32 protein-coding genes and 1 pseudogene are annotated in these 25878 nt (G+C 72.7%); 22 read left to right on the top strand and 11 right to left on the bottom strand.

Annotated features, from left to right (window positions below):
- The first annotated feature begins 27 nt into the window (after positions 1-27).
- The 9 genes from JOF41_RS28370 to JOF41_RS28330 all read left to right on the top strand — a co-directional run bounded on the left by JOF41_RS28370 (position 28) and on the right by JOF41_RS28330 (position 5880).
- The gene (locus tag JOF41_RS28370; RefSeq protein WP_209623132.1) at positions 28-690 is read left to right on the top strand and encodes a hypothetical protein; all 663 of its coding nucleotides are present in this window, start codon (positions 28-30) and stop codon (positions 688-690) included.
- Between the two features lie 70 nt (positions 691-760).
- Positions 761-1300 (top strand): hypothetical protein, encoded by a 540-nt coding sequence (locus JOF41_RS28365; RefSeq protein ID WP_189224040.1) that lies wholly within the window; start codon positions 761-763, stop codon positions 1298-1300.
- Positions 1301-1396: 96 nt separating this feature from the next.
- Positions 1397-2005: a hypothetical protein gene (locus JOF41_RS28360; protein WP_209623130.1), complete on the top strand. Its 609-nt coding sequence runs from the start codon at positions 1397-1399 to the stop codon at positions 2003-2005.
- Positions 2002-2541, top strand: a complete 540-nt coding sequence (locus tag JOF41_RS28355) for a hypothetical protein (protein WP_209623128.1) — start codon at positions 2002-2004, stop codon at positions 2539-2541. Before JOF41_RS28360 ends, JOF41_RS28355 begins: the two co-directional genes overlap by 4 nt.
- A gap of 1 nt (position 2542) precedes the next feature.
- Positions 2543-2986 carry a transport-regulating membrane protein Mce1N gene (mce1N, locus tag JOF41_RS28350; RefSeq protein ID WP_209623126.1) on the top strand — a complete coding sequence of 148 codons (444 nt, stop codon included), beginning with the start codon at positions 2543-2545 and terminating at the stop codon, positions 2984-2986.
- Positions 2987-3006: 20 nt separating this feature from the next.
- On the top strand, positions 3007-3375 hold the full coding sequence (locus JOF41_RS28345; protein WP_209623124.1) for a hypothetical protein: 369 nt from the start codon (positions 3007-3009) through the stop codon (positions 3373-3375).
- Between the two features lie 11 nt (positions 3376-3386).
- On the top strand, positions 3387-4682 hold the full coding sequence (gene hemL, locus JOF41_RS28340; protein WP_189224045.1) for a glutamate-1-semialdehyde 2,1-aminomutase: 1296 nt from the start codon (positions 3387-3389) through the stop codon (positions 4680-4682).
- The gene (locus JOF41_RS28335) at positions 4679-5308 is read left to right on the top strand and encodes a histidine phosphatase family protein (RefSeq protein WP_209623122.1); all 630 of its coding nucleotides are present in this window, start codon (positions 4679-4681) and stop codon (positions 5306-5308) included. Before hemL ends, JOF41_RS28335 begins: the two co-directional genes overlap by 4 nt.
- Positions 5305-5880 (top strand): TlpA disulfide reductase family protein, encoded by a 576-nt coding sequence (locus JOF41_RS28330; protein ID WP_209623120.1) that lies wholly within the window; start codon positions 5305-5307, stop codon positions 5878-5880. Before JOF41_RS28335 ends, JOF41_RS28330 begins: the two co-directional genes overlap by 4 nt.
- Before the next feature lie 332 nt (positions 5881-6212).
- Here JOF41_RS28330 and JOF41_RS28325 read toward each other — a convergent pair whose 3' ends face one another.
- Positions 6213-7169 (bottom strand): M64 family metallopeptidase, encoded by a 957-nt coding sequence (locus JOF41_RS28325; protein WP_209623118.1) that lies wholly within the window; start codon positions 7167-7169, stop codon positions 6213-6215.
- Positions 7170-7379: 210 nt separating this feature from the next.
- On the opposite strand from JOF41_RS28325, the gene JOF41_RS28320 reads away from it, so the two are divergent.
- From JOF41_RS28320 to JOF41_RS28305, 4 genes are all read left to right on the top strand, one after another.
- A complete protein-coding gene (locus JOF41_RS28320; protein ID WP_209623116.1) occupies positions 7380-8156 on the top strand; it encodes a cytochrome c biogenesis CcdA family protein in 777 nt (258 codons plus the stop codon).
- 50 nt (positions 8157-8206) lie between these two features.
- Positions 8207-9700, top strand: a complete 1494-nt coding sequence (gene resB / locus JOF41_RS28315; RefSeq protein ID WP_209624492.1) for a cytochrome c biogenesis protein ResB — start codon at positions 8207-8209, stop codon at positions 9698-9700.
- The gene (gene ccsB / locus JOF41_RS28310) at positions 9700-10686 is read left to right on the top strand and encodes a c-type cytochrome biogenesis protein CcsB (protein ID WP_209623114.1); all 987 of its coding nucleotides are present in this window, start codon (positions 9700-9702) and stop codon (positions 10684-10686) included. Before resB ends, ccsB begins: the two co-directional genes overlap by 1 nt.
- Positions 10687-10783: 97 nt before the next feature.
- Positions 10784-12145: an AAA family ATPase gene (locus tag JOF41_RS28305; RefSeq protein ID WP_209623112.1), complete on the top strand. Its 1362-nt coding sequence runs from the start codon at positions 10784-10786 to the stop codon at positions 12143-12145.
- Positions 12146-12208: 63 nt separating this feature from the next.
- On the opposite strand, the gene JOF41_RS28300 is transcribed toward JOF41_RS28305, so the two are convergent.
- Positions 12209-12388, bottom strand: coding sequence for a hypothetical protein (locus JOF41_RS28300; RefSeq protein ID WP_189224052.1), 180 nt, complete (start codon positions 12386-12388; stop codon positions 12209-12211).
- Between the two features lie 52 nt (positions 12389-12440).
- On the bottom strand, positions 12441-12653 hold the full coding sequence (locus JOF41_RS28295; RefSeq protein ID WP_189224053.1) for a BldC family transcriptional regulator: 213 nt from the start codon (positions 12651-12653) through the stop codon (positions 12441-12443).
- Positions 12654-12959: 306 nt separating this feature from the next.
- Here JOF41_RS28295 and JOF41_RS28290 point away from each other — a divergent pair, with 306 nt between their 5' ends.
- On the top strand, positions 12960-13427 hold the full coding sequence (locus JOF41_RS28290) for an Lrp/AsnC family transcriptional regulator (RefSeq protein ID WP_189224054.1): 468 nt from the start codon (positions 12960-12962) through the stop codon (positions 13425-13427).
- 5 nt (positions 13428-13432) lie between these two features.
- Positions 13433-13693 carry a DUF4229 domain-containing protein gene (locus JOF41_RS28285; protein ID WP_268248732.1) on the top strand — a complete coding sequence of 87 codons (261 nt, stop codon included), beginning with the start codon at positions 13433-13435 and terminating at the stop codon, positions 13691-13693.
- 21 nt (positions 13694-13714) lie between these two features.
- Here JOF41_RS28285 and JOF41_RS28280 read toward each other — a convergent pair whose 3' ends face one another.
- From JOF41_RS28280 to JOF41_RS28270, 3 genes are read right to left on the bottom strand one after another with little or no spacing between them, the layout of a single operon-like run.
- Entirely contained in the window at positions 13715-14017 is a 303-nt protein-coding gene (locus JOF41_RS28280) for a hypothetical protein (protein WP_189224055.1), read from the bottom strand.
- Positions 14017-14331 carry a PadR family transcriptional regulator gene (locus JOF41_RS28275; RefSeq protein ID WP_209623111.1) on the bottom strand — a complete coding sequence of 105 codons (315 nt, stop codon included), beginning with the start codon at positions 14329-14331 and terminating at the stop codon, positions 14017-14019. The genes JOF41_RS28280 and JOF41_RS28275 overlap by 1 nt, the downstream gene beginning before the upstream one ends.
- A 57-nt stretch (positions 14332-14388) precedes the next feature.
- Positions 14389-15366 carry an ADP-ribosylglycohydrolase family protein gene (locus JOF41_RS28270; protein WP_229795770.1) on the bottom strand — a complete coding sequence of 326 codons (978 nt, stop codon included), beginning with the start codon at positions 15364-15366 and terminating at the stop codon, positions 14389-14391.
- 22 nt (positions 15367-15388) lie between these two features.
- On the opposite strand from JOF41_RS28270, the gene cds1 reads away from it, so the two are divergent.
- Both cds1 and JOF41_RS28260 read left to right on the top strand, forming a co-directional pair.
- On the top strand, positions 15389-16483 hold the full coding sequence (gene cds1 / locus JOF41_RS28265; RefSeq protein ID WP_189224058.1) for an L-cysteine desulfhydrase Cds1: 1095 nt from the start codon (positions 15389-15391) through the stop codon (positions 16481-16483).
- A 78-nt stretch (positions 16484-16561) separates the two neighbouring features.
- Positions 16562-16957, top strand: a complete 396-nt coding sequence (locus tag JOF41_RS28260) for a hypothetical protein (RefSeq protein ID WP_189224059.1) — start codon at positions 16562-16564, stop codon at positions 16955-16957.
- A gap of 3 nt (positions 16958-16960) precedes the next feature.
- Here the strand turns inward: JOF41_RS28260 and JOF41_RS28255 are convergent, their stop codons facing one another.
- Genes JOF41_RS28255 through JOF41_RS28245 form a run of 3 tightly spaced genes read right to left on the bottom strand, consistent with a single transcriptional unit; the run spans position 16961 to position 19938 of the window.
- Positions 16961-17833, bottom strand: a complete 873-nt coding sequence (locus JOF41_RS28255; protein ID WP_189224060.1) for a 1,4-dihydroxy-2-naphthoate polyprenyltransferase — start codon at positions 17831-17833, stop codon at positions 16961-16963.
- 48 nt (positions 17834-17881) lie between these two features.
- Positions 17882-19021, bottom strand: coding sequence for an o-succinylbenzoate--CoA ligase (gene menE / locus JOF41_RS28250; RefSeq protein WP_209623109.1), 1140 nt, complete (start codon positions 19019-19021; stop codon positions 17882-17884).
- Positions 19022-19026: 5 nt separating this feature from the next.
- On the bottom strand, positions 19027-19938 hold the full coding sequence (locus tag JOF41_RS28245; protein ID WP_189224062.1) for a 1,4-dihydroxy-2-naphthoyl-CoA synthase: 912 nt from the start codon (positions 19936-19938) through the stop codon (positions 19027-19029).
- Positions 19939-20071: 133 nt separating this feature from the next.
- On the opposite strand from JOF41_RS28245, the gene menD reads away from it, so the two are divergent.
- Complete coding sequence (menD, locus tag JOF41_RS28240) at positions 20072-21712, top strand: 2-succinyl-5-enolpyruvyl-6-hydroxy-3-cyclohexene-1-carboxylic-acid synthase (protein WP_209623107.1); 1641 nt, start codon at positions 20072-20074, stop codon at positions 21710-21712.
- Positions 21713-21768: 56 nt separating this feature from the next.
- A complete protein-coding gene (locus tag JOF41_RS28235) occupies positions 21769-23262 on the top strand; it encodes a M1 family metallopeptidase (RefSeq protein WP_189224064.1) in 1494 nt (497 codons plus the stop codon).
- 56 nt (positions 23263-23318) lie between these two features.
- On the opposite strand, the gene JOF41_RS28230 is transcribed toward JOF41_RS28235, so the two are convergent.
- Positions 23319-23525, bottom strand: a complete 207-nt coding sequence (locus tag JOF41_RS28230; protein WP_189224065.1) for a hypothetical protein — start codon at positions 23523-23525, stop codon at positions 23319-23321.
- An 85-nt stretch (positions 23526-23610) separates the two neighbouring features.
- Here JOF41_RS28230 and JOF41_RS38690 point away from each other — a divergent pair.
- The 3 genes and pseudogenes from JOF41_RS38690 to JOF41_RS28220 all read left to right on the top strand — a co-directional run.
- Positions 23611-23913, top strand: a pseudogene (locus JOF41_RS38690) (helix-turn-helix domain-containing protein); the annotation flags it as partial.
- Positions 23914-24073: 160 nt separating this feature from the next.
- Positions 24074-24439: a Scr1 family TA system antitoxin-like transcriptional regulator gene (locus JOF41_RS37430; protein WP_307867551.1), complete on the top strand. Its 366-nt coding sequence runs from the start codon at positions 24074-24076 to the stop codon at positions 24437-24439.
- 3 nt (positions 24440-24442) lie between these two features.
- The gene (locus JOF41_RS28220; RefSeq protein ID WP_209623103.1) at positions 24443-24628 is read left to right on the top strand and encodes a DUF397 domain-containing protein; all 186 of its coding nucleotides are present in this window, start codon (positions 24443-24445) and stop codon (positions 24626-24628) included.
- A 7-nt stretch (positions 24629-24635) separates the two neighbouring features.
- Here JOF41_RS28220 and JOF41_RS28215 read toward each other — a convergent pair whose 3' ends face one another.
- Positions 24636-25868 carry an isochorismate synthase gene (locus JOF41_RS28215; RefSeq protein WP_209623101.1) on the bottom strand — a complete coding sequence of 411 codons (1233 nt, stop codon included), beginning with the start codon at positions 25866-25868 and terminating at the stop codon, positions 24636-24638.
- Between the last annotated feature and the right edge of the window lie 10 nt (positions 25869-25878).

The raw sequence follows: 25878 nt of genomic DNA, 5'->3' as shown, positions 1-25878 counted from the left end.
GCCCCGCGTCCTCCTACCGTCCGCCGCATGACCACTCCGAACGGTCCCCAGAACCAGCCGCCCGGTGGGTATCCGCAGCAGGGCGGCTATCCGCAGCAGCCCGGCGGGTACCCCCAGCAGGGCGGCTACCCCCAGCAAGGTGGCTACCCGCAGCAGGGTGGCTACCCGCAGGGCGGCGGCTACCCGCCCCAGGCCCCGCCGCTGAGCCCCGGCGAGCTCAACCGCCCGCCCCGGCCCAAGTCCGTCGACACCGCCTTCCTGCTGTGGCTGGTGGCCGCGGGCGTCAGCATCGTGTCCAACATCTTCGGGATGCTGACCGCGCAGGCGATCTACGACAAGACCGTCGAGCAGCTCGGCGGCGACCTCGGTCCGGAGTTCCAGCGCGCGCTGGCCGACACCGGCCCCAGCTACACCAGCTACTTCGTCTCCTTCGCGCTGTCCGCGGTGTGGATCGCCGTGGTGTTCATGATGCGCAACGGCGCCAACTGGGCGCGCATCCTGCTCACCGTCCTGGGCGGCCTGGCCGTCCTGCTGGGGCTGTTCGGCCTGCTCGCCATCGGGGTGCTGTTCAGCATCGGCGTGCTGGGCGCGATCCAGGCGCTGCTGAGCCTGGTCGCCCTGGTCGCGGAGATCGGCGCGATCATCTTCATGTTCAAGTCGGACGCCAACTACTACTTCAAGGCGAGCTGACTGCGCCGGGTGCGCTGTCCACGTCCGCCCCGGTGGACAGCGCACCCGCGCGGTTCTAGCGTTTTCGATCGTGACCACGCCACAGGACCCGTACCAGGGCCAGCAGCCTCACGGGCAGCAGCAGCCCTACGTGCCCGCGCCGCCGCCGCTGAGCGAGTCGGAGGTGCGCGGCCTCGACCGCCCGCCCGCCCCCAAAGAGGTGCAGATCTCGTTCTGGATCTGGATCACCGGGGCGGTGCTGTCGGCGCTGGGCTCGCTGCTCGCGCTGACCGAGCGCGACGCGCTGGTGGACCAGCTGCGCAGGACCGGCCAGGGCAACGGGCTGTCCGAGGAGGAGTTGCAGTCGGTGGCCACCGCGAGCCTGATGTTCGCGGTCGTGCTGGGCCTGCTCTTCGCGGGCCTGTACGTGCTGTTCGCGTTCAAGGCGCGGGCGGGCCGCAACTGGGCGCGGCTGGTGCTGACCGTGCTCACCGGCCTGAACCTGCTGGTGCTGCTGCTCGGCGCGTCGTGGCTGGGTCTGCTCACCGCGCTGATCAGCGTCGTCGCCGTGGTCCTGCTCTACACGCCCAACGCCAAGAGCTACTTCGACGCGGTGAAGCGGCAGGGCTGACCGCGACGCGGGTGGTGTCCACCCGGCGGCGCGGTGCGGCAGAGTGGTCGGCGCGGCGGTAACCCCCGCCGCGCCCGCCCCACCGCCGGAGTCCCGATGTCCGAACCCGACCCGTTCGCCTCCCCGTTCCACCCGGTGCACCTGCCGGGGGAGCCCAGCGGGCCCGTCCCGGCGGGCTACGGCTACCCCGCGCCGATGCCCGCCGCCCAGCCGGGGCCGCTGGCGCAGCGACCCGTCACCACCACCGCCTCGTTCTGGTCCTGGATCGCGGGCGCGCTGCTCACCGTGCTGGTCCTGCCGGGGCTGTACTACCTGAGGCTGGACCTGCTCGGCGCGGACCTGCACGCGGAATCGCAACTCGACCCGACCCCGCTGACCAGGGCCGAGGCGGACCTGCTCGCGGCGTTCCTGCCGCTGATCTACGGCGCGGGCCTGGCGGTGGCGTCCGTGCCGTTCGTCGTCGCCGCGTTCAAGATCCGCTCCGGCCGCAACTGGGCGCGCGTCACGCTGGCCGTGCTCGGCGGCGTGGCGATCGTGTTCGGCCTGCTCATGCTGGGCCTGTTCGCGTCGGGGACGATCACCTACGTGCCCTGGCTGGTCGGCGTCGCGTGGTCGCTGGCCTTCCTCGCCTCGGTGCTGCTGGGCATCGTGGCCATGTTCCTGCCCGCGTCCAACGCCTACGTGAGATCGGTGTACCCGAGATGACCCAGCCACCGCCCCCGCACGACCCCTACCAGGGCCAGGTGCGGCCCGTGCAGCCCCAGCAGTTCGACCAGCGGTTCGGCGGCCAGTTCCCCGGCTTCCCCGGCCAGATGCGCGGCGTCGACCAGTACACGACCTCGGTGCCCCGGCCGGGCGCGGTCGTGGCGGCGTTCGCGCTGTGGCTGCTGGCCGCCCTGTCCTGGCCGCTGGGCACGGTCGTGCGCGCGCTCGCCGAGGGCGACGCGCTGACCGGCTTCGGCCCGGTGATGACCCTGTTCGGCACCTCCTGCCTGGCCGTGGGCGGCGTCTGGGGCGCGGTCGCCTTCCTCAGGGGCGGCTACCAGGCCCGGCTGGGGCTGTGCGGCGGCGCGCTGGTGACCGGCTTCCTGACCGTGGGCGCGGTGGTGCTGGCCGCGCGCGACGGGGCCGAGCCGCTGTCCTGGGTGGTGATCGTGCTGCGCCTGGTGCTGCCCGCCGTCGCGGCGGTGCTGAGCTTCCTGCCCGGCACGCGCGCCTACTTCGCGGGGAACCTCGGCTGACGTGGAGCAGCCCACCCTGTACTCCGAACCCGGCGCGTCCTGGTGGCCGCTGCTGTGGGGCCCCGCCTTCGGCCTGGCGGGCTTCCTGCTGGAGGCGCTGACCGGCGCGGCCCACGCGGGGCTGTGGGCGGCGGTCGCCGCGGGCCTGTTCCTGCCCACGCTGCTGTGGGTGCAGGCCCGGCGGCGCCTCTACGAGGTCCGGCTCACCCCGGTGGCCCTGCACCAGGGCCGCGAGGAGCTGCAGCTGCGCGACATCGCCGAGGTCGAGGGCGTCGAGCCGAGGGCGGGTGCGCGCGTCCTGGGCGGCGGCTGGACGCTGCCGCGCGGCCGGGCGGAGGTGCCCATCAAGCTCGTCGACGGCATGGTCGTGGTCGGCTGGGCGCGCGACCCGGAGGCGCTCGGCACCGCCCTGGGAGAGCTGCTGCGGCGACGACCGCTAGCGTGACCGCCGTAAGCTTCACCACCGTGACGACGATCGCCCCGGAACCCGCGCTGCACCGGCCGAAGCGCGCCCTGGTCGCGGCGGGCGAGGTGGCGCTGGCGGTGCTGCTCGGGCTCGCCGCGGCGTGGTGCTGGAACCGGGGCGTGCTGCGGCTGAGCTACCCGGTGCCCGACCACCCGCCGCTGCGGGCCACCCGCTACCTGGGCAACTGGATCGGCACCTCGATCGCGCTGGGCACCGCGGCGGGCGCGCTGCTGATCGACGCGGTGCGGCAGACGGTGCTCGCGGTGCGCGCCCGCGCCAGCGCCCCCGCCGGTGCCCCCGCCGGTGTCCCGGCCGGCGCCCCCGCCGGTGCCCCCGGTCCCGAGGAACCCGCCGAAACGGACGTGTGAGACTGGACGGCGTGACAGCTACGCGATCCCAGGCGCTGTTCGAGCGCGCGGCGGCGGTGACCCCCGGTGGCGTGAACTCCCCGGTCCGGGCCTTCCACTCGGTCGGCGGCACGCCGAGGTTCATGGTGCGCGCCGCCGGGCCGCACCTGTGGGACGCCGACGGCAACCGGTACGTCGACCTGGTCTCCTCGTGGGGGCCGATGATCCTCGGCCACGCCCACCCCGACGTGGTGGAAGCGGTCCGCTCGGCCGCCGTGCACGGCCTGTCCTTCGGCACCCCCACCGAGGGCGAGATCGAGCTGGCCGAGGAGATCATCGACCGGGTCGCCCCGGTCAACCAGGTGCGGTTGGTCAACTCCGGCACCGAGGCAACCATGAGCGCCATCCGGCTGGCCAGGGGCTTCACCGAGCGCCGCAAGGTGGTCAAGTTCGCGGGCTGCTACCACGGCCACGTCGACGCGCTGCTGGCCCAGGCCGGGTCCGGGGTGGCCACCCTGGGCCTGCCCACCACCCCCGGCGTGACCGGCGCGCAGGCCGCGGACACCCTGGTGCTGCCCTACAACGACATCGACGCCGTGCGCGCCGCGTTCGCCGCCAACCCCGGCGAGATCGCCTGCGTGATCACCGAGGCCGCGGCGGGCAACATGGGCGCGGTCGCGCCCAAGCCCGGCTTCAACGCCGCGCTGCGCGACCTGTGCCACGCCGAGGGCGCGCTGCTCGTCGTCGACGAGGTGATGACCGGCTTCCGGGTCTCCCGCGCGGGCTGGTTCGGCCTGGAGAACGTCGCGGGCGACCTGTACACCTTCGGCAAGGTCATGTCCGGCGGCCTGCCCGCGGCGGCGTTCGGCGGGCGCGCCGAGGTGATGGCGAAGCTGGCCCCGTCCGGCCCGGTCTACCAGGCGGGCACGCTGTCCGGGAACCCGGTCGCGGTCGCCGCGGGCCTGGCCACGCTGCGCGCCGCCACCGACGAGGTCTACCGCACCCTGGACGCCAACGCGACCAGGCTGGGCGCGCTGCTCACCACCGCGCTCAGCGAAGCGGACGTGCCGCACCGGGTGCAGTTCGCGGGCAACCTGGTCAGCGTGTTCTTCACCGAGGACGAGGTCACCGACTACGCGGGCGCGCAAGCCGCGCAGACGTGGCGCTTCCCGCCGTTCTTCCACGCGCTGCTGGAGCGCGGCGTGTACCCGCCGCCCAGCGCGTTCGAGGCGTGGTTCGTCAACGCCGCCATGACCGAGGAGGACTTCGACCTGATCGCCGACGCCCTCCCGCACGCCGCCCGCGCCGCCAAGGAGGCGCAGCGGTGAGCCGCACCGTCGTCCACCTGCTGCGGCACGGCGAGGTGCACAACCCCACCGGCATCCTCTACGGCAGGCTCCCCGGCTTCCGGCTGTCCGACCGGGGCAGGCAGCAGGCGCTGGTCGTGGCCGAGCACCTGGCCGACCACGACGTGGTGCACGTGGTGGCCTCCCCGCTGGAGCGCGCCCAGCAGACCGCCACCCCGATCGCCGACTCGCACCGGCTGGACCTGGCCACCGACGCCCGGCTCATCGAGGCGGACAACCAGTTCGAGGGCCTGAGGGTCGCCGTCGGCGACGGCGCGCTGCGCTCGCCCCGGCACTGGCCCAAGCTGGTCAACCCGTTCCGGCCGTCGTGGGGCGAGCCGTACCTGGAGATCGCGCACCGGATGCTGGGCGCGGTGCAGCGGGCCCGCGCCGCCGCCGAGGGCCACGAGGCGGTGTGCGTGTCGCACCAGCTGCCGATCTGGACGCTGCGCCGGTTCCTGGAGGGCAAGCGGATGTGGCACGACCCGCGCCGCCGCGAGTGCTCGCTGGCGTCGCTGACCAGCCTGGTGTTCGACGGCGAGGAGCTGGTCCGGCTGGTCTACACCGAGCCGGCCGGCGCGACCAACCCGAGGGTGACCGGGGCATGAGGACCGTCGCGCTGCTGCTCGCCGGGCTGGCCCTGCTCACGGGGTGCAGCACCGGCTCGGACGCCGTGGTCACCGGCTCGGAGTTCGAGTTCGTCGCGCCCGGCGGGCAGCTGCGCATCCGGTACGAGGGCGACGACCGCAAGGTGGTGCGCGGGCTGTCCGGGCCGAGCCTGATGGAGGACGGCAAGACCGTCTCGCTGGAGGACTTCGCGGGCAAGGTGGTCGTGGTCAGCGTGTGGGGCTCGTGGTGCCCGCCGTGCCGCACCGAGGCGCCCGAGCTGCAGCGGGTCCAGGACGAGACCGGGCCGCTGGGCGTGCAGGTGCTGGGCGTGGACGTGAAGGACCCGGTGATCGAGGCGCCGCGCGACTTCGTGCGCGACCGGGGGCTGACCTACCCGTCGATCCACGACGACGCGGGGCGGGCGATGCTGGCCTTCCGCGGCTACCCGCCCAACGCCGTGCCGTCCACCATCGTGCTGGACAAGCAGCACCGGGTGGCGGCGGTCTTCCTGGTCTCCGTCATCGCCTCCGACCTGCTCCCCCTGGTCAAGGACCTGGCCGCTGAATCCTGACCCCTCCCCGCGAGTCGAACACCCAGGTACCGCGAGTCGAACACCCAGGACCCCTGAGTTCAACGCTCAGGTTGGGTTGTCCAGCAAGAGGTGCGCTCGCCGCGCGGCAGGTCGCCAAGGACGGCGGGTCGCGCCGTCTCTGGTGCGTGGGCAAGTACTACCGGACGGGTGTGTGGGGGCCGGTAAGTACCGCCCGAGGTGGGCGAGAGCAGGGGCGGGGTGCGCGAATGTTGAATTCGTGGTGCCTGGAGGTTCGACTCGCGGGGGCGACACGCCCAACACGCCCGTAGGTGGGTGACGCTGGGAGCGGGCGTGGTGGGCGTGTCGGGTGGTCAGCGGAGTTCGGGGATCTTGGCCTTGAAGGCGTTGACCATCACGTCGCGGCCGATCGAGTTGAACTCGCGGCCCAGGGTGCGCATGATCGAGTCCTCGGTCGGGCGGTAGAGGCCGTACTTGTAGTACCGGGCGCCCTGGTAGACACCGACCACGCCGCCGTCCGGGGACGGCTGCCCCAGGTAGGCCGACCACTTCGCGCCGGTCGGGTCGGCGGTGACGTTGGGCTCGCGCGGCTCGGCGCCGGTGTAGGTCTCGTACGGGTAGTCGTACTCGTCGGCCAGCCCGCCGATGGAGTGGCCCAGCTCGTGCACCGCGATCTGCCCCGCCAGCGCGTTCGCGCCCGCCGCGGTGGCCACGCCGCCGCCCGCGCCGCCGTACTTGGCGGTGTTGCCCAGGGCGATCACCTGGTCGGCCTGCGGGGCCAGCGCGGCGAACTGGTTGGCCTTGGTCTGGTTCACGCACAGCAGGCGCTCGGTCTGGGTGTCCCGGCCCTGGCACCAGAACCCCATGTCCAGGGCGGTGTCGCGGTTGACGCCCAGCGCGGGGTCGTTGTCCACGCCGGACTCGGCGGAGACCACGTTGACCTGCCAGACGTTGAAGTACTGCTTGTAGGACCGGAAGGGCTCCACGGCGGAGAGCTCCTCCCACTTGGACACCACGTGCTGGTGGTAGGAGGCCAGCTCGGCGGAGGTGTAGCCGTCGCCGACGAAGACGAGGTCGAACCGCGCGTCGGGAGCGCCGGTCTCCTGCACGGGGACCACGTCGGCGGCCACCGCTTCCGGGGACGCCTGCGCCTCCACCGTCGTGGGGACGAGGACCTGGGTGATCGTGCCGTCCGGGGAGAAGACCTCGCGCCACTCCGCGGGCGCGTCCCCGACCGCGCCGCCTGCCGGCGGGGCGACCAGGGTGAGGAGCACTGCCAGCACGGGCAGGGTGAGCCGGTGAGCGCGCATGGAGTCACGTAAGCAGCCGTCCGGGGCCCTCACAAGCGTGCTTTCGTCGGTACCGCGTGGGCTTTTCGCCGGTCAGCGGCAGATCACCCGTCTGGCAACGGTGAATCGCGCCTTCGGGAACGCCGGGTGGCGGATTCGGTGGTGTGACCCCGGTCGCGACTAGGGGAGTCCGGTGACGAGGCGGTCGGTGGGGGTACCTACCCTGAATTCGTGAACCCGACCGACCTGGCCATCTCGGGACCGCTGGTGCTGGCCGTCGGCGTGGCCGTGCTGGCGGGGGCGATCTCGTTCGCCTCGCCGTGCGTGGTCCCGCTGGTGCCCGGCTACCTCGCCTACCTGGCGGGCCTGGTGGGCGCGGAAGCCCCCGCCGTGGTGGAGGGCGAGGCGCGCCGGGGCGGGCGCTGGCGGGTCGCGGGGGCGGCCGGGCTGTTCGTGCTCGGCTTCACCGTCGTGTTCGCGCTGACCTCGTTCCTGGTGCTGGGTCTGAGCGACGTGCTGTTCTTCAACGCCGACGTGCTCCAGCGCATCGGCGGGGTCATCACCATCGCGATGGGCCTGGTGTTCCTCGGGCTGGTGCCCGCGCTCCAGCGGGACGTGCGGCTGCACCGCACCCCGCGCGCCGGGCTGGTCGGCGCGCCGCTGCTGGGCGCGGTCTTCGCGCTGGGCTGGACGCCGTGCGTCGGCCCCACGCTCGGGGGCGTGCTGGCGCTGGCGCGCGGCACGGAGATCGGCTCGGCCACCGCCCGCGGGGTGGTCCTGGTGTTGGCCTACTGCCTCGGCCTCGGCCTGCCGTTCGTGCTGATCGCGCTGGGCGCGCGGTGGGCGGTGCGGGTGACCGGCTGGCTGCGCGCCAACGTCCGCCGGGTGCAGCTGTTCGGCGGCGGGCTGCTGATCGCCGTGGGCATCGCCCTGGTCACCGGGATCTGGGGCGACTTCGTCGCGTGGATGCAGATCGCCGTGATCAACGACCTAGAACTGCCGTTGTAGTGCGCGCCGCCCTCGCCTTCCTGCGCAACACCTGGCGCGGTCTGACCGCGATGCGCACCGCGCTGACGCTGCTGTTCCTGCTGGCGCTGGGCGCGCTGCCGGGCGCGCTGCTGCCGCAGCGGTCGCTGAACCAGCAGAAGGTCGTCGAGTACATCGAAGAGCACGGCTGGTGGGGTCGGCTGCTGAACCGGCTGCAGTTCTTCGACGTCTACGCCAGCACCTGGTTCGCCGCGATCTACGTGCTGCTGTTCGTGTCACTGGTGGGCTGCCTGCTGCCGCGCACCTGGGAGTACGCCAAGCAGATGCGGGCCAAGCCCGTGCTCACCCCGCGCAACCTGGCCCGCATGCCGCACCACGGCACCGCCGAGACCGGCGAGTCCGTCGAGGACGTGATGGCGCGGACCCGCGAGCGGCTGCGCGGGTGGCGGCTGGTGGAGCGGGAGGAGGCCGACGGGGCGCGCAGCGTCAGCGCCGAGCGCGGGTTCCTGCGCGAGACCGGCAACCTGGTGTTCCACTTCGCCCTGCTGGGCCTGCTGATCGCGTTCGCGCTGGGCAAGATGTTCGGCTACGAGGGCCAGGTCATCGTGCAGGCGGGCGGCGGCCAGTTCTGCAACTCCGGGGTGTTCAACTACGACTCGTTCCGGCCCGGCCTGCGGGTCGACGGCACGCGGCTGACCCCGTTCTGCGTCAAGGTCGACCGGTTCCACGCCACCTACCTGGACAACGGGCAGGCGGAGAGCTTCCAGGCCGACATCCAGTACCAGTCCGGCGCGGACCTGGAGTCCGGCACCTGGCGGCCGTACCCGCTGCGGGTCAACTCCCCGCTGCGCACCGCGGGTGACCGCCTCTACCTGCTGGGCCACGGCTACACGCCGCTGTTCACGGTCACCTTCCCCAACGGGGAGACGCGCACCGGGGCGACCCAGTGGCAGCCGGTCAACCAGGTCACCCTGGCCTCGGAGGGGGCCACCAAGTTCGACCCGCCGGGGGTCACCGACGCCGAGCGGCGCCGCCGCGAGCAGCTGGCCATCACCGGCCTGCTCGCGCCGACCGCGGCGTTCCACGGCGAGCTGCTGGACTCCGGCTTCCCCGAGGCGCGCGACCCGGCCGTGGCCGTCGACGTCTACCGCGGCGACCTGGGCACCGACTCCGGGCGCGGGCAGTCCATCTTCTCCATCGACCAGAAGCAGGTGCGGGACGGCAAGCTGGTGAAGGTGGCCAGGCAGAACCTGCGCCAGGGCGAGCAGCTGACCCTCGACGACGGCACCGTGATCCGGTTCGACGGGGTGCGCGACTGGGTGTCCCTGCAGGTCTCGCACGACCCCGCGCAGGTGTGGGTGCTGGTGTTCGCCGTGCTGGTCATCCTGGGGCTGCTGGTGTCGCTGAGCGTCAAGCGCCGCCGCGTCTGGGTGCGCGCGAAACCGTCGGGGGACGGGCGTACCGTCATCGAGGTCGGCGGCCTGGCCCGCACCGATCAAGCCGGGTACGGCGCCGAGTTCACCGCGCTGTCCCGAGACCTGCTCGCGCACGAGGAGAAGAGCTGATGCCGGTCAACCAGGCGCTCGCCACCTACAGCGACTGGACCTACGCCGCCGCCGTCGTGGTCTACGTCGTCGCGGCCGTGCTGTACCTGTGCGAGCAGGCGTTCAGCCGGGCCAAGGCGCCACGGCGGGAAGCGGTGGCCGCCGGTGTCGGGGCCGGCGTCGGGGCGGGTGCCGGGGGCGATGTGCGGGTCGCGGGCACCGGCGCGGACGGCACGTGGACGCCGGGCCGGGTCGTCGCCGCGCCCCGGCCGTCGCGCGCGGAGCGGCTGGGCCGCATGGGGTTGGCGCTCAACGTGCTCGGCGCGCTGCTGCACCTGGCGTCGCTGGTGCTGCGCGGGCTGTCCACCGGGCGCGCGCCGTGGGGCAACATGTACGAGTACGGCTCGCTGCTGACGCTGGCGGCCGTGGTGACGTGGCTGATCCTGGTGCGGTCGCTGCCGGTGCGCAGGCTCGGCGGGTTCGTGCTCGTGCCGGTGGTCGTGCTGATGTTCATGGGCGGCACCGTGCTCTACGCCGACGCGGGCCCGGTGACGCCGCCGCTGCAGTCGTACTGGCTGGCCATCCACGTCTCGATCATCGCGGTGGGCAGCGGCGTGCTGCTGGTGCCGGGCGTGGCCAGCGTGCTGTACCTGCTCAAGTCCTCGGGCCGGGCGCGGTTCGCCAGGCTGCCCGACGCCGACGCGCTGGACCGGGTGGCCTACCGCAGCACCGTGTTCGCGTTCCCGCTGTTCACCATCGGCATCATCTGCGGCGCGATCTGGGCCGAGGCGGCGTGGGGCCGGTTCTGGGGCTGGGACCCCAAGGAGACGGTGGCGTTCGTGTCCTGGGTGGTCTACGCGGCCTACCTGCACGCGCGGGCGACCGCCGGGTGGCGGGGCAGGCCCGCCGCGTGGATCAACACCCTGGGCTTCGCGCTGACCGTGTTCAACCTGTTCTTCATCAACCTGGTCACGACGGGGTTGCACTCTTACGCGGGAGTGAGCTGATCCACGACCCAGTGTCGTGGAACCGAGGGTTCCCGGCTACCGTCCCAGCAGGGGGTCGGGGAGGTCTCGATCCGCATCCTCAGGGAGGACCCCAGCGGTGACCGGTCGCTACGAGAACCCCGATCCGTCGTGGCAGCCACAGGCCGGGGCGGAGGGGCAGCCGCAGCCCAACCCGAACCAGTCCGGCGGCTACCAGGTGGACCCCGGCTCGGGCGGCTACGCCGAGCCGAACACGGTCTACCTCGATCCGACGACCTCGGGGCCGCTGCCGGTCAGCGGCGGCGCCTCGGGTCCGTACCCGGTGAGCGGTCCGCCATCGGGGCCGTACCCGGTCGGCGGTGGCCCGTCCGGCCCGTACCCGGTGGGCGGCGGCCCTTCGGGGCCGTACCCGGTCGCGGGCCAGCCGCAGTACGGCGACCCGGCCGCGTCCGGGCCGCACCAGTACCAGGGCGGTTTCCCCAACAACTTCCCGCAGAGCGTCGTGCCGCAGGCCCCGCAGCCGGGCCCGCAGCCCGGTCCGCAGCAGCGCAACCGGCAGGGCAACGCCAACGAGGTCACCTCGCAGCAGCTGATCAAGCGCGCGAAGCGGCCCCCGCAGTCCGGCTGGCGCAAGACCCTGCACTCGCTCAGCGGTGGCCTGATCAACCTCGGCGAGAGCCCGGCCGACCTGCGCCGCCGCGAGCTGATCACGCGGATCAACCAGCCGCTGCGCGGCTGCTACAAGATCGCCATGCTCAGCCTCAAGGGCGGCGTGGGCAAGACGACCACGACCACCACGCTGGGCTCGACGTTCTCGTCGCTGCGCGGTGACCGGGTGATCGCGGTCGACGCCAACCCCGACCGCGGCACGCTGGCGCTGAAGGTGCCCAGGGAGACCACGGCGACCGTGCGGCACCTGCTGCGCGACGTGTCCAGGATCACCAAGTACAGCGATGTGCGCGCCTACACCTCGCAGTCGCCGAGCAGGCTGGAGATCCTCGCCTCCGAGCAGGACCCGGCGGTGTCCGAGGCGTTCAGCGACCAGGACTACCTGCGCACCGTGACGCTGCTGGAGCACTTCTACAACATCGTGCTCACCGACTGCGGCACCGGCCTGATGCACTCGGCGATGAAGGGCGTGCTGGACACCGCGGACTCGCTGGTGCTGGTGTCCTCCGGCTCGGTGGACGGCGCGCAGACCTCGGCGGCCACGCTGGACTGGCTGGAGGCGCACGGCTACCGCGACCTGGTGGCGCGGTCCGTGGCGGTGATCAACTCGGTGCGACCCGGCTCGGGCAAGGTCGACCTGGACAAGCTGGCCGCGCACTTCGCGCAGCGCTGCCGCTCGGTGGTGCGCATCCCGTTCGACGCGCACCTGGAGGAGGGAGCCGAGATCGAGCTGGACAAGCTCGGCCCGGAAACCCGCCTGGCGCTGCTGGAGCTGGCCGCCACGGTCGCGGACGACTTCCCCAACCACTGACCGGTCCCGGACGAACGCGCGGGGGCCTCCCGACGAGGCCCCCGTCCGCTACCACCCGCCGGGTTACTCGTCCTCCGGGCGCTTCTGCTTGCGCTGCTCACTGAGCTTGCGCAGGAATTCCGGGTCGTCGTCCGGTGCGACGAACCGGCCGCTCGGAGCGGTGCCGACCCGATCTGGCCCGAACGCGCGCCACAGCAGCACGGCGATGGTGAGGGCACCGATCACCGCGAGCACGTACAGCATGGCCGCCACCTCCTTTGCAACGAGATTACCCGTGTCGTGGAGGTGTACGGGCTCACTGCCGCACGGGTTCGGTCGCCTCGGTGGTCAACTGCGAGAGCAGCGCCTGCACCTCGGACTCGCGGAAGCGGCGGTGACCACCGGGCGTGCGGATGGAACCGATGCGGCCCGCCGTGGCCCAGCGGGTCACGGTCTTCGGGTCGACGCGGAAGAGGCTGGCGACCTCGCCGGGCGTCAACAGCCGTTCGCCCTGGTGTACCTGCGTCACAGTGTGCCTCCCTGGCGATCAGACGTACCGGACGCATCGTGGCATCCCGACCATCGGGTACTCGAACACTTGGCTGATGGTAAAGAGGTAGTAAGGGACGAAGCGGACAGTGTTGGATTGCCGCGCCTGCGGCGCGGCGGGCGAGGCCGCCTCGGAAGTCGGCCCATCGGCACGCGTTTCGCGGAAAATCACGCTCTTCGATTTTCCGCGAAACGCGTGCCGACAGACCGACGCGGCCTCGCGTGTGGGGCGCGGGGGAGGCAGGGGCCGACGTGGGGGTTGTGGGCACGGCCTAGGCTTGGGGCGGTGGACGCTCTTGATCGTCAGATCATCGCCGCCCTGCGGGTGAACGGCCGGGCCACCTACGCCGACCTGGGGCGCAAGGTCGGGCTCTCGGCTTCCGCCGTGCACGAGCGGGTCGGCAAGCTCGAAGCCACCGGGGTCATCGTGGGCTACCACGCCGTGGTGGACCCGAGCGCGGTCGGCCTGGGGGTGACGGCGCTGGTGAGCATCCACCCCACCGACACCGCGGACGACGACGAGTTGGCCGACGCGCTGGCCGAGCTGGTCGAGGTCGAGTCGTGCTACCGGGTGGCGGGCGACGAGTCGTTCATCGTCAAGGTCAGGGTGGCGACCGTCGACGACCTGGAGCGGGCGCTGGGCAGGTTGCGGCGCATCGAGGGCGTGGCGCGCACCCGCACCACGGTGGTGCTGTCCACCCGCTTCGAGGGCAGGCCCAACACCGCGGCGGTGGACCCGGCGGACGGCGCGTAACCTGGGTGACCGTGCACTTGGGTCGTGATGTGGCGCTGTACGTCGGAGCGCGGTTGGGCATGGTCGCGGTGGTCACCGCGCTGCTCATGCTGGTGAACGTGCCCCTGCTGGTCGCGCTGGCGGTCGGCGTGGTCGTCGCGCTGCCGCTGTCGCTGTTCGTGCTGCGCGGGCTGCGCACGCGCGTGGCGCGCGGGCTGGAGGAGCGGCAGGCGGCGCGCAACGCCGAGCGGGAGAAGCTGCGCGCGCAGCTGCGCGGCGAGAGCTGACGGTCCGGGTGATCCGGGCGGTCAGGTCACGAACAGCAGCGCGGTGCCGCCCAGCTGGGCGATGAGCAGGACCGCGAACACCGCGCCGACGTGCCTGCTCTCACGCAGCCGCAGGGCCAGGGCGAGCACCCCGACCGGCGGCCAGAGGGGTTTCTTCAGGCGGAACGCGGTGCGGGCCGCGCCGAGGGCAACGCCCAGCGGCGACAGCCCCAGTTCCGCCGCGCCGAGCACGTCGGCGCGCCACTGCTCCAGGTAGCGGGCGCGATCGGCGGGCCACAGCAGCGCGGCGGCGCACCGCACGAGCATCAGGGCGAGGCGGGGCATCAGACCTCCCGTGGTCGCGGCGCCGCCCGGCGCCCGGTCTCGGTGGACTTGCGGGCGCACACCTTGGCCGCTTCCACCGCGCCGTCGGGCGTGAGCCGGTACAACCGCCGCCGGGGGCCGCGGCGCTCGCTGTCGTCGTCCCACGACGAGGTGACCCACCCGGCCCGCTCCAGCCGGTCCAGCAGCGGGTAGACGCTGCCCGACGGCCTGCCGGTGAGCTTGATGACCTCCAGGCCCCAGCGCGGCCGGTCGGCGTCGAGCAGCACCGCCAGCACGTCCGCGGTGGCGCGGCCGATCCTCCCGAGCGGTTCCACGCGCTCAAGCTACCTATGTAGATTAAGCCGGGTCAAGCGGGCCCGACCCGGTTCCCACTACCGGCCGAACACCTCCACGGCCTCGTCGGCCAGCCTGCGCACCACCTCGGCCAGCTCCAGCTCCTCCAGCCAGTGCTCGGGAATGGCCTCGACGCCGTCGCGCGCGCCGAGCAGGTTCCCGCACAGCGCGCCGGTGGAGTCGCTGTCCCCGGAGTGGTTGACCGCCAGCAGCAGCCCGTCCGCCAGGTCGCGCGCGGCCAGCGCGGTCAGCACCGCGATGGCCAGCGCCTCCTCGCCCACCCAGCCGCCGCCCAGCACGGTCTCGATCAGCTCCGGCGTCGGCCGCCGGTCGCTGCCGCCCAGGCCCACCGCCAGGTCCAGCAGCGCCAACTGCTCCTCGTGCCCGTCCCAGCCGACCAGCTCGGCCCGCGCCACCTCCACCGCGGCCACCAGGTCCGCGCCCGCCAGCACCTGCTGCACCAGCACCGCCAGCACGCCCGCCGACAGGTAGCCGCTGGGGTGGCCGTGGGTGATCGCGCCCGTCGCCGCCGCCAGCGCGAACACCTCGTGCACGTCGTCGGACCACAGCGCCACGGGCGCGGCGCGCATCACCGCGCCGCAGCCCTTGGAGTCGTTGACCGGGTTCTCCAGCGTCCCCGGACCGCCCGCGTGCAGGGCGGTGAGGCAGGTGTTGCCCGGAGCGCGCTGCGCGTGCAGCTCCGGCACGTCCAGCAGCCACCCGTCCGAGGGAACTTCCGGACCGCCCTGCGTGCGCAGCCAGCGCCCGTAGGCCGCGCGCACCTCGTCCAGCGGGTCGCTGCCCCGCCGCCGCGCCAGCACCAGCCCTTCGAGGGTGAACAGGGTCATCTGGGTGTCGTCGGTGATGGCACCCGACCTGCCGTAGGCGGGCGCGTAGTCGGTCAGCCCCGATGGGCCGAACCGGCCGCGGATGCGGTCGATCCGGTCGAACTCGATCGCGGCGCCCAGCGCGTCGCCGACGGCGCCCGCGAGCAAACTGCCCGGAAGTGAGGTCACGGCGCAGAAGTATCGTGCCGGCGTGACCACTTCGGTAGACCGATGTTGCTCCCGCACCAGGGAATGGGTCTGCGAGGCCGTCCGCATCATCGAAGCGGACGCCAATCGCAGCGCCGACACGCACCTGCTGCACTTCCCGCTCCCGCCGGAGTGGGGCATCGACCTGTACCTCAAGGACGAGTCGACCCACCCCACCGGCTCGCTCAAGCACCGCTTGGCGCGCTCGCTGTTCCTCTACGCCATCTGCAACGGCTGGGTGGTCGGCGGCACCCCGGTGATCGAGGCGTCCTCGGGGTCCACGGCGGTCTCCGAGGCGTACTTCGCGCGCCTGCTCGGCCTGCCGTTCATCGCCGTCATGCCCCGATCCACCAGCCGCGAGAAGGTCGCGCTGATCGAGCGGCAGGGCGGCCAGTGCCACTTCGTCGACGAGCCCGGCGCGATCTACGACGAGTCCCGCAGGCTGGCCGCCGAGCTGGGCGGGCACTTCATGGACCAGTTCACCCACGCCGAGCGGGCCACCGACTGGCGCGGCAACAACAACATCGCCGAGTCGATCTTCCAGCAGATGGCGCTGGAGGCCGCGCCCGAACCGGACTGGATCGTGGTCGGCGCGGGCACCGGCGGCACCAGCGCCACCATCGGCCGCTACATCCACTACCGCAAGCTGCGCTCCCGGCTGGCCGTGGTCGACCCCGAGCACTCGGTGTTCTTCGACGCCTGGCGCGCGGGCGACCCCACCCTGGTCGGCACCGAGGGCTCGCGGATCGAGGGCATCGGCAGGCCGCGCGTGGAGCCGTCGTTCATCGGCCAGGTCATCGACCGGATGATCAAGGTGCCCGACGCGGCGTCCGTGGCCACCATCCGGCACGTCGAGCAGCTGCTCGGGCGGCGCGTCGGCGGCTCGACCGGCACCAACCTGTGGGGTGCCTTCCAGCTCATCGCCGAGATGCGGGCCTCCCGCCAGCGCGGCAGCGTGGTCACCCTGCTGTGCGACGGCGGCGAGCGCTACTCCAACACCTACTACGACGACGACTGGGTGGCCGGGCAGGGCATGGACCTGTCGCCGCACCTGGCGACGCTGACCCGGTTCCGCGCCACCGGCACCTGGTCGGGCTGACCGGGAACCCGCGGGAACGCCGACCGGGGCCGCCGCGTCGAACCGGGATCGACGTGTCGGTGTCGGAAGGGGTGGCACGTGAGCGCGTGGCGCACTGCGGAGGTGCTGACCGCGGAGGAGGTGCTGGCCAGGGCCGCCGCGGACGCCGAGCGGTCCGTGCGGGAAGCCGCCCGCCGCCTGGTCCGCGAGCCCTCGGCCGAGGACGTCCGCCGGGTGATGGCGTTCGCCAAGTCCAATGAGGCCTCGCCCGCGTTGCAGGCGTTGCAGCGGCGCATCGCCCGAGGCGAGCTGAGCTGGCGGCAGGTGCTGATGGGCGAGGCGGCGGGCGACCAGGGCGTGCGGGCCGCCCTGGAAGCCGACCGCGACCGGCTGGCCGCGCTGTGCCGGGGCGAGCAGCCCGAGCCCGCGCGGCGACCCGAGCCCCGGCGCGCCGACGACGAGGAGCCGATGTCGTTCACCGAGGACGCCTGGTAGGCGCTACCCCAGCGCCAGGGCGACGGCGACCACGACCGCCCACAGCAGCATCGCCAGCCCGGTGTCGCGCAGCACCGGGATCAGCTCCCGGCCCTTGCCGCCCCTGGCGACCCGGCGCGCTCCCAGCGCGGTCAGCGGCAGGGCCAGCAGGCCCAGCAGGGCCAGCGGCTCGCGCAGGCCGAAGGCCAGCGTGATCAGGAACGGCACGGCCACCAGCGCCAGGTAGAGCCTGCGGGTGTCCCGGTCGCCCAGCACCACGGCCAGCGTGCGCTTGCCCGAGACCGCGTCGGTCGGGATGTCCCGCAGGTTGTTGGCGACCAGCACGGCGGTGGAGAACGCGCCCATCGCGATGGCCCCGCCGATGCCGATGCCGGTGACCTCGCCGGTCTGCACGTAGAGCGTGCCCAGCACGGCGGCGGGACCGAAGAACAGGAACACGGCGACCTCGCCCAGCCCCGCGTACCCGTAGGGCTTGCTGCCGCCGGTGTAGAACCACGCCGCCGCGATGCACACCGCGCCGAACGCGATCAGCCACCAGTACCCCGACAGCGCCACCAGCACCAGGCCCACCACGGCCCCCGCGCCCAGCGCCGCGAACGCCGCGGTGCGCACCGCCTTGGGGTTGGCGGCCCCCGACCCGACCAGCCGGAACGGGCCCACCCGGTCGGCGTCGGTGCCGCGGATTCCGTCGGAGTAGTCGTTGGCGTAGTTCACGCCGATCTGGAGCGCGACCGACACCAGCAGCGCCAGCGCGGACCGGAGCGGGTCGAACTCGTCGATGTGGTGCGCGGCGGCCGCGCCGACCAGCACGGGGGCGATGGAGTTGGGCAGGGTGCGCGGGCGGGTCCCCGAGATCCACTGGGCGAGCGTGGCCATGCCGCTCATCCTCCGACATGGCCCGCGACGCCCCGCCCGCAGGTGGGGTCAGGGCTGGGGGTGGTGGGCCGTGGCCGGGGTGGTGGTCAGGGCGGTGGCCACGGCCGTGCGGTCGACCTTGCCGGGGCCGCGCAGCGGCAGGCGCGGCAGGAACGCCACGGACTTGGGCGCGGCGGAGCGCCCCACCGCCGCCCGCACGGCCTCCCGCAGCCCGTCCGGGTCCGGCGGCGCGGCCGGGTCGGCGGGCACCACCGCGGCGGCGACCACCTGCCCCCACTCCGGGTGCGGCAACCCGACCACGCAGACCTCCAGCACCCCCGGCTGGGCGGTGAGCACCCGCTCCACCAGCACCGGCGGCACCTTCTCCCCGCCGGTGACGATGACGTCGTCCGCGCGCCCCAACACCTCCAGCGCCCCGTCCGGGCCGAGCCTGCCCAGGTCACCGGTGCGGAACCACTCGCCGAACCGCTCCCCGCCCCGGTAGCCCAGCGCCAGCACCGGACCCGCCAGCTCGACCCGACCCCCGTCCAGGCGCACCCGGACACCGTCCAGCGGCACCCCGTCGTAGACGCAGCCGCCCGCCGTCTCGCTCATGCCGTACGTCGTCACGACGTTCACCCCGAGCCCGCGCGCCCGCGCCAGCAGCGAAGGCGGGGTGGCCGCGCCGCCGATGAGCACCGCGTCGAACCGCCGCAACGCCGCCAGACCCGGCCCGTCGGCGGCGACCAGCCGGGCGAGCTGGGTCGGCACGAGCGCGGTGTAGTGCCTGCCCGGCACGGCCAGCACCGGCTGCGCGGCGGCGGCGAACCCGGTGGCCCGGAAACCGGGGCTCAGGTCCATGACGCCCGGCTCGGTGCCCGCGACCAGCGAGCGGACCAGGACCTGCACGCCCGCGATGTGGGTGGTGGGCAGCGCGAGCAGCCAGGTGCCGGGACCGCCCAGCCTGCGGTGGGTCAGCTCGGCCGAAGCCCGCAAGGCGTCGGCCGAGAGCAGGACCGCCTTGGCCTCCCCGGTGGAGCCGGAGGTCGGCACGGCCAAGGCGGCGTGCCGTTCCCACTCCCGGTCGCCGGTGGGCTCCCGGTCGCCGGTGGGCGGCACCGCCCCGTCCGCCTGCGAGGGCGGGGCGGCCGTGAGGTCCACGACGGTGTGGCCCGCCAGGGCGGCGCGGAGGTCGTCGAGGGTCGCCATGGCGGTCAGTAGTGGTAGGGGTAGTTCGACCAGTCGGGAGCGCGCTTCTCCAGGAATGCGTCCCGCCCTTCGACCGCCTCGTCGGTCATGTACGCCAGCCGCGTTGTTTCGCCCGCGAACAACTGCTGGCCCACCAAACCGTCGTCGATCAGGTTGAAGGCGTACTTCAGCATTCGCTGCGCGGTCGGGGACTTGCCATTGATCTCCTTCGCCCACTGCAGGGCGGTCGATTCGAGTTCGGCGTGGGGCACGACCGCGTTCACCGCGCCCATGCGGTGCATTTCCTCCGCGCTGTAGGTCCGGCCGAGGAAGAAGATCTCCCTGGCGAACTTCTGCCCGACCTGCCGCGCCAGGTACGCGCTGCCGTAACCGCCGTCGAAGCTGCCCACGTCCGCGTCGGTCTGCTTGAACTTGGCGTGCTCCTCACTGGCCAGCGTGAGATCGCACACCACGTGCAGGCTGTGGCCGCCACCCGCCGCCCAGCCCGGCACCACGGCGATGACCACCTTCGGCATGAACCGGATCAGCCGCTGGCACTCCAGGATGTGCAGCCTGCCCGCCCGCGCCGGGTCGATGGTGTCGGCCGTGTCGCCGGAGGCGTACTGGTAGCCGCTGCGACCGCGAATGCGCTGATCGCCGCCCGAGCAGAACGCCCAGCCGCCGTCCCGAGGGGAAGGGCCGTTGCCGGTCAGCAGCACGCACCCCACGTCGGAGCTCATCCGCGCGTGGTCCAGCGCGCGGTAGAGCTCGTCCACGGTGTGCGGGCGGAAGGCGTTGCGCACTTCGGGGCGGTTGAACGCGATGCGCACCGTGCCCTGGTCCACCGCCCGGTGGTAGGTGATGTCGGTGAAGTCGAAGCCCGCCACCGGCTGCCACGCGGACGGGTCGAACAGCTCGGAAACTGCCTGGTCTGCCACGGTACGGACAATATGCCCGCGAAGGCTTCGGAGCGGTCCGAGGGCGCTGTGTCGGTGTCATGAACCCATTCTTCGAACACCTGTTCGAAGGCGCAAGGGAAGTCACCTGGTCGTGTTGGGTGACAATGGCGAGGTGAACCCGTCCACCGCGCAGGCGAGGGTGCTCGTCGACGAGCTGATCCGCAACGACGTCAGGCACGTCGTGCTGAGCCCCGGATCGCGCAACGCCCCGCTGTCCTTCGCCCTGCACGAGGCCGCGGTCGCCGGACGGCTCACCCTGCACGTGCGCGTCGACGAGCGCAGCGCGGGCTTCCTGGCCCTCGGCCTGGCCAGGGGCAGCGGCCAGGTCACCGCCGTGACCTGCACCTCCGGCACCGCCGTGGCCAACCTCCACCCCGCCGTGCTGGAGGCGAGGCACGCGGGCGTCCCGCTCATCGCGCTCACCGCCGACCGCCCCGTCGAGCTGCACCGCACCGGCGCCAGCCAGACCGTGGACCAGCACGGCATCTTCGGCGTGGACACCCTCGACCTGCCCGTCGCCGAGCGCCGCGCGGGCCAGAACGCGCTGTGGCGCTCCCTGGTCTGCCGCGCCGTCGCCGCCGCCCGCGAGAACGCCCCGGTGCACGTCAACGTGCCGCTGAGGGAGCCGCTGGTGCCCGAACCCGGCGACTGGGTGGAACCGCTGGAGGGCCGCCCGTTCGGGATGCCCTGGACGCGCGTGGCCACCCGCGCCACCTCCTCGCTGCACCCCGCCGACCACCTCGGCCCGCGCACCCTGGTCGTGCTGGGCGACACCGACGACCGCGAGGTGGCCGAGCTGGCCGAACGGGCGGGCTGGCCGGTGGTGGCCGAGCCGACCGCCGCCGTCCGTGGCCTCGCGCACGGCTCACTGCTGCTCAACGCGGGCGAGCTGCCGGAAAGGCTCAAGCCCGACGCCGTGGTGGTGGTGGGCCGCGCCACCCTCTCCAGGGGCGTGCAGCGCCTGATCGCCGCCACCCCCGTGGTGCACGTCATCTCCCAGGACCCGAACTGGCCGGATCCGCAGTTCGCCGCCACGCACGCCTCCACCGCGCTCGCGCTGGGCGAGCACGAGGTGGACCCGGACTGGCTGGCGGGCTGGCGGCTGGCCGAGAAGACCGCCGTCGCCGCGGTGGCCGACCTGCTGGCCGAGCGGTCGTGGCCGACCGGCCTGCACGTGGCCCGCGACCTGGTGGCGCTCCTGCGGCCGGGCACCAACCTGTTCGTCGGCTCCTCGAACCCCATCCGGGACGTCGACCTCGCCGCCACGGCCGGGCCGCACCTGAGGACCTACGCCAACCGCGGCACCGCGGGCATCGACGGCAGCGTCTCCACCGCCGTGGGCATCGCGCTGACCGCGGGCCCGACCTGTGCGCTGATCGGCGACTTGACGTTCCTGCACGACACCAACGGTCTGCTCATCGGCCCCGACGAGCCGCGCCCCGACCTGACCGTGGTGGTGCTCAACGACGACGGCGGCGGCATCTTCGCGCTGCTGGAGCAGGGCGGCCCCGAGCACGCCGCGAGCTTCGAGCGCGTCTTCGGCACCCCCCACGGCGTCGACCTGGCCGCCTTGTGCGCCGCGCACCACGTGCCGCACGCGCTGGTCGACAACGCCGCCGCATTGGGGCGCGAACTCGCGCACGCGGGCGGAATCAAGGTCGTGGAAATTCGGGCGGAACGTACCGGATTGCGCGATCTCCACGCGCGGTTGAAGTCGGCCGTGTCAAGCGCTTTGTCGGCCGCGTTCCAATAACCAGGAACCTACTGACGGGGGTACAGCGCCGCGCATTCCGTGGTTAGCGTCCCCCCATGTCCCTGAGAGCGAAGCTCACGACCGGCACCGCCGCCGCGGCATCCCTGCTGCTGCTCGCCGGCACCGCCGCAGCCAAGCAGCCCGGAGCGCCGGGGATCGGCGACCCGTACTACCCGAACGCGGGCAACGGCGGGTACGACGTGTCCCACTACGACATCCGGCTGAACTACCAGCCCGCCACCGACAACCTGTCCGGCACGACCACGATCCTGGCCAGGAGCACCCAGGACCTGAACCGGTTCAACCTGGACTTCGTGCTCAAGGCCAGCTCGGTGCGGGTCAACAACAAGGTCGCCTCCTTCACCCAGGCCGACGGCGAGCTGGTCGTCGACCCGAAGGGCACCCTGCGCGAGGGCAGCGACCTGACGATCGTGGTGACCTACTCCGACGTCCCGTCGAGCCGCTCGCTGGGCGGCTTCACCGCCTGGAAGCGCATCCCGGACGGCGCGCTGGCCATCGACGAGCCCGACATCGCGCCGTGGTGGTTCCCGAGCAACAACCACCCGACCGACAAGGCCACCTTCGACGTGTCGGTGGCCGTGCCGGACGGCGTGGAGGTGCTGTCCAACGGCATCTTCAACGGCACCACCAAGCAGATCAACGGCTGGACCCGCTGGTGGTGGCGCAGCCTGAAGCCGCAGACCACCTACCTGGCGTTCATCGCGATCGGCCAGTTCGAGATCCGGCGCTCCACCGCGCCCAACGGGCAGCCGGTGATCAACGCCTACTCCGAGCGGCTGGGCGAGGACGCCGGAGCGGCCAAGGCCAGCGTCGAGCGCACGTCCGAGGTCGTGGAGTTCCTGGAGGAGAAGTTCGGGCCCTACCCGTTCGAGGCGCAGGGCGGCGTGGTCACGCCGGGCATCGGCTTCGCGCTGGAGAACCAGACCCGCTCCACCTACGACCCCGCGTTCTTCCGGCGCGGCACGAACACCTACGTCGTGGCGCACGAGAACGCGCACCAGTGGTTCGGCGACTCGGTGTCGGTGCACGGATGGAAGGACATCTGGCTCAACGAGGGCTTCGCCAGCTACGCGGAATTCCTGTGGTCGGAGCACGTCGGTGAGGGCACCGCGCAGGAGAACGCCGAGTTCATCTACGACCTCTACGCCGCGGATCACCCGTTCTGGACCGTCCTGCCGGGCGACCCCGGTCCGGAGAACCAGTTCGACGGCGCGGTGTACGACCGGGGCGCGCTGGCCGTGCACGCGCTGCGCGTGGCCGTGGGCGACGAGGACTTCTTCTCGATCCTGAAGGGCTGGACCGCCCACAAGCGGTACGGCAACGCCAGCGTCGAGGAGTTCATCGCGTTCGCCGAGAAGGTGTCCGGGGAGCAGTTGGACGAGCTGTTCAAGACCTGGCTGTTCACCCCGAGCAAGCCCGCCGCCGCGCCGGGGCGCGACGGTGAGTTCTCCGCGCGGGCCGCGGTGGCCGAGCCCAAGTCGCGGCAGAAGATCAAGGAGACCCACGAGCTGCTGGCCGCGGGTCACTGAGCGACTGCACGGGGGCCACTTCGCCGCGGCGAAGTGGCCCCCGTGCCGTTTGCGGCTCAGCTGCTCCGCATGGTGCGCAGTGCCTGCTGCGCCGTGCGGACCAGGTCTTCCAGTGCGTCCTCGGTGAAGAGCACTTCCAGCGCGAACGACTGCTCGGAGCCGAACCGGACCTGCGCCCGGCTGTCGCCGACGTCGCAGGTGATCGGGCAGCTCCCGGTCACCGACACCCACGCCTCGACGCTGGTCCCGTTGCTCTTGATCACGTTCGACTCCTCGGCGTCCGGAGCCCTCGCCAGGTCCGGATGGCGGGTCTCTATGCTCCACCTGCTGTAGTTGATCGGCTACCGAATGGCAGATGGGCGAAGCCTAAGAGGAAACTTCTCTTCGAGGCAGCCGCCAGATCGAGTGGATCACTTCCCGCAGCACGCGACCACGTGGAGGCTTCGACTCATGGGCGCTCGGCAGACCTTGGAGCGACGACAGCTCGGCTTGTCGCTCAAGCGCTACCGGAGCCTCAAGGGCGTCTCGCAAGCCGAAGTGGGCGCGACGATCGGCCGCAGCGACTCGCGGATCAGCAAGGTCGAAGACGGCGTCGCCACGCTCAGCGCCGACGAGTTGTCGCGCGTCATGGACTACCTCGACGTGCCCGACGCCGAGCGCGCCACCATCCTGAAACTCGGCGCACGAGCGCGGAAGCGCTTGCGCCGCAGCGCGGCCGATCCGCAGCCCTGCACCGACACGCTGCCCGGCTCGTTCCAACGGCTCGCGGACCTGGAAGCGGACGCGGTGGCGATCCGCTCGTACGAGCCGGGTGTGGTGCCGGACTCCTCCAGTCCCCCGGCTGCATCCGGTCCATCATGGCCGGCGGCGCGGGTGTGTTCTGGGAGTCGGAGGTCGAGACGCGAGATCGGTGTGCGTTCTGCGGGGAGCGCCAAACCCGAGTGCTGGGTGCCGACGAACCCAAGCGGTTGGAGTTCGTCACGGCGGGTTGACCGTGCTGGATTTCGGTGGCACCGCATCCGATGTCGCCTTCGCCCCGACCACCTACGGACCGTCGACCTACTTCGACGACAAGGCCGACACGGCGACCCTGTCGCGGGCTTTCAAGAAGGTCCAGGGGCTCGCCCGCGACCACGAGGCTTCACTCGACCTCATTCGAGGCAAACCGGAGGGCTGATCGATGAACGACACCGGTTGGTTCAAGAGCAGCCGCAGCAACGCGGGCGGTGATCAGTGCGTGGAGTGCCGGATCGTCGCCGGACACGGCGTGGGTGTGCGGGATTCGAAGAACCCCGGCGGTGGTGTGCTCCGGGTGGGTCCGGTGGCGTGGTCGTCTTTCGTCACCGCCCTGAGGAACGGGCGGTGACCAGGGCTCACACGCCTTCCAGGGCCTCCCGGACCGGCAGCATCTTGGCGTGCGCCTCGCGCACCTCGGTGTCCGGGTCGGACTCGGCCACCAGGCCGCAGCCCGCGAACAGCCGCGCGGTGCGGCCGTCGACCTGGGCGCAGCGCAGCGCGATGCCGAGTTCGCCGTCGCCGTTGCCGTCGATCCAGCCGACCGGGCCCGCGTAGCGGCCCCGGTCCATGCCCTCCAGGGCGCGGATCAGCGCCACGGCTTCGGCGCGCGGTGTGCCGCCGACGGCGGCCGTGGGGTGCAGCGCCTCGCCCAGGCGCAGCAGCGACGGGTCGCCGCGCAGCGTGCCGATCACGTCGCTGGACAGGTGCGACACGTTCGGCAGCCGCAGCACCGACGGGCCGTCGACCGACATGGTGGTGCAGAACGGGCTCAGCGTGTCCACCAGCGACGCCACCGCGTACTCGTGCTCGTCGCGGTTCTTGCCCGACGACAGCAGCGCCCGCGCCAGTTCGTCGTCGCCCACGCCGTCGTGCGGCCAGGTGGTGCCCGCCAGCACGCGCGAGTCGACCATCGGGCCGGTGCGCCGCAGCAGCAGTTCCGGGGTGGCCCCGATCAGCCCGTCCACCGCGTACACCCAGCACTCCGGGTACCGCCTGGCCAGGCCGTTGAGCACGAACCGGTGGTCGATGGCGGTGTCGGCCACGGCCAGCAGGTCGTGCGCCAGCACGACTTTGGCCAGTTCGCCCGCGCGCATCCGGGCCACCGCTTCGCGGACCGCTTCCCGGTAGGCGGTCACCGGCAGCTGCCCGTCGGCGTAGCGGACGGTGGACGGGCGCGTGACGGGCGACACCACCGGCGTCTCCTCGCCCTCGCCGATGGTGGTCACCCAGGCGCGGCCGTCGCGGCGGCCGACCACCACTCGCGGCACCACCAGCACCGAGCGCCCCGGCTCGTCGGCGAAGGCCATGCTGGCGAACGCGACCGGCCCGCTGCCCGGCACGCCCAGCTCGTCGGCGACGTCCAGCTCGGCGGTGAACTCCCGCCACCAGCGGTCGGCCTCGGCGAACCGGTCGGGGCCGGAGACCTCGAACCGCGCCGCCTCTCCCCAGCCGACCAGCCCTTCGCCGTCGCGGACCCAGGCCAGCGCGCGTTGCGGGTCGGGCAGCCTGCGCAGCAGGCCGCCGCCCGTGACCGGTCGGGTGCGCACGCGCAGCCGCTGGCGAATCCGGGAGGCAGGAGCTGAGGTCACGGGTCGAGGG

Origin of the sequence: Saccharothrix coeruleofusca (genome assembly GCF_017876325.1) — a bacterium.
In the GTDB taxonomy this organism is placed as follows: domain Bacteria; phylum Actinomycetota; class Actinomycetes; order Mycobacteriales; family Pseudonocardiaceae; genus Actinosynnema; species Actinosynnema coeruleofuscum.
The sequence above is the reverse complement of the archived record's forward strand: the minus strand, read 5'-3'. Positions and strand labels throughout refer to the sequence as shown.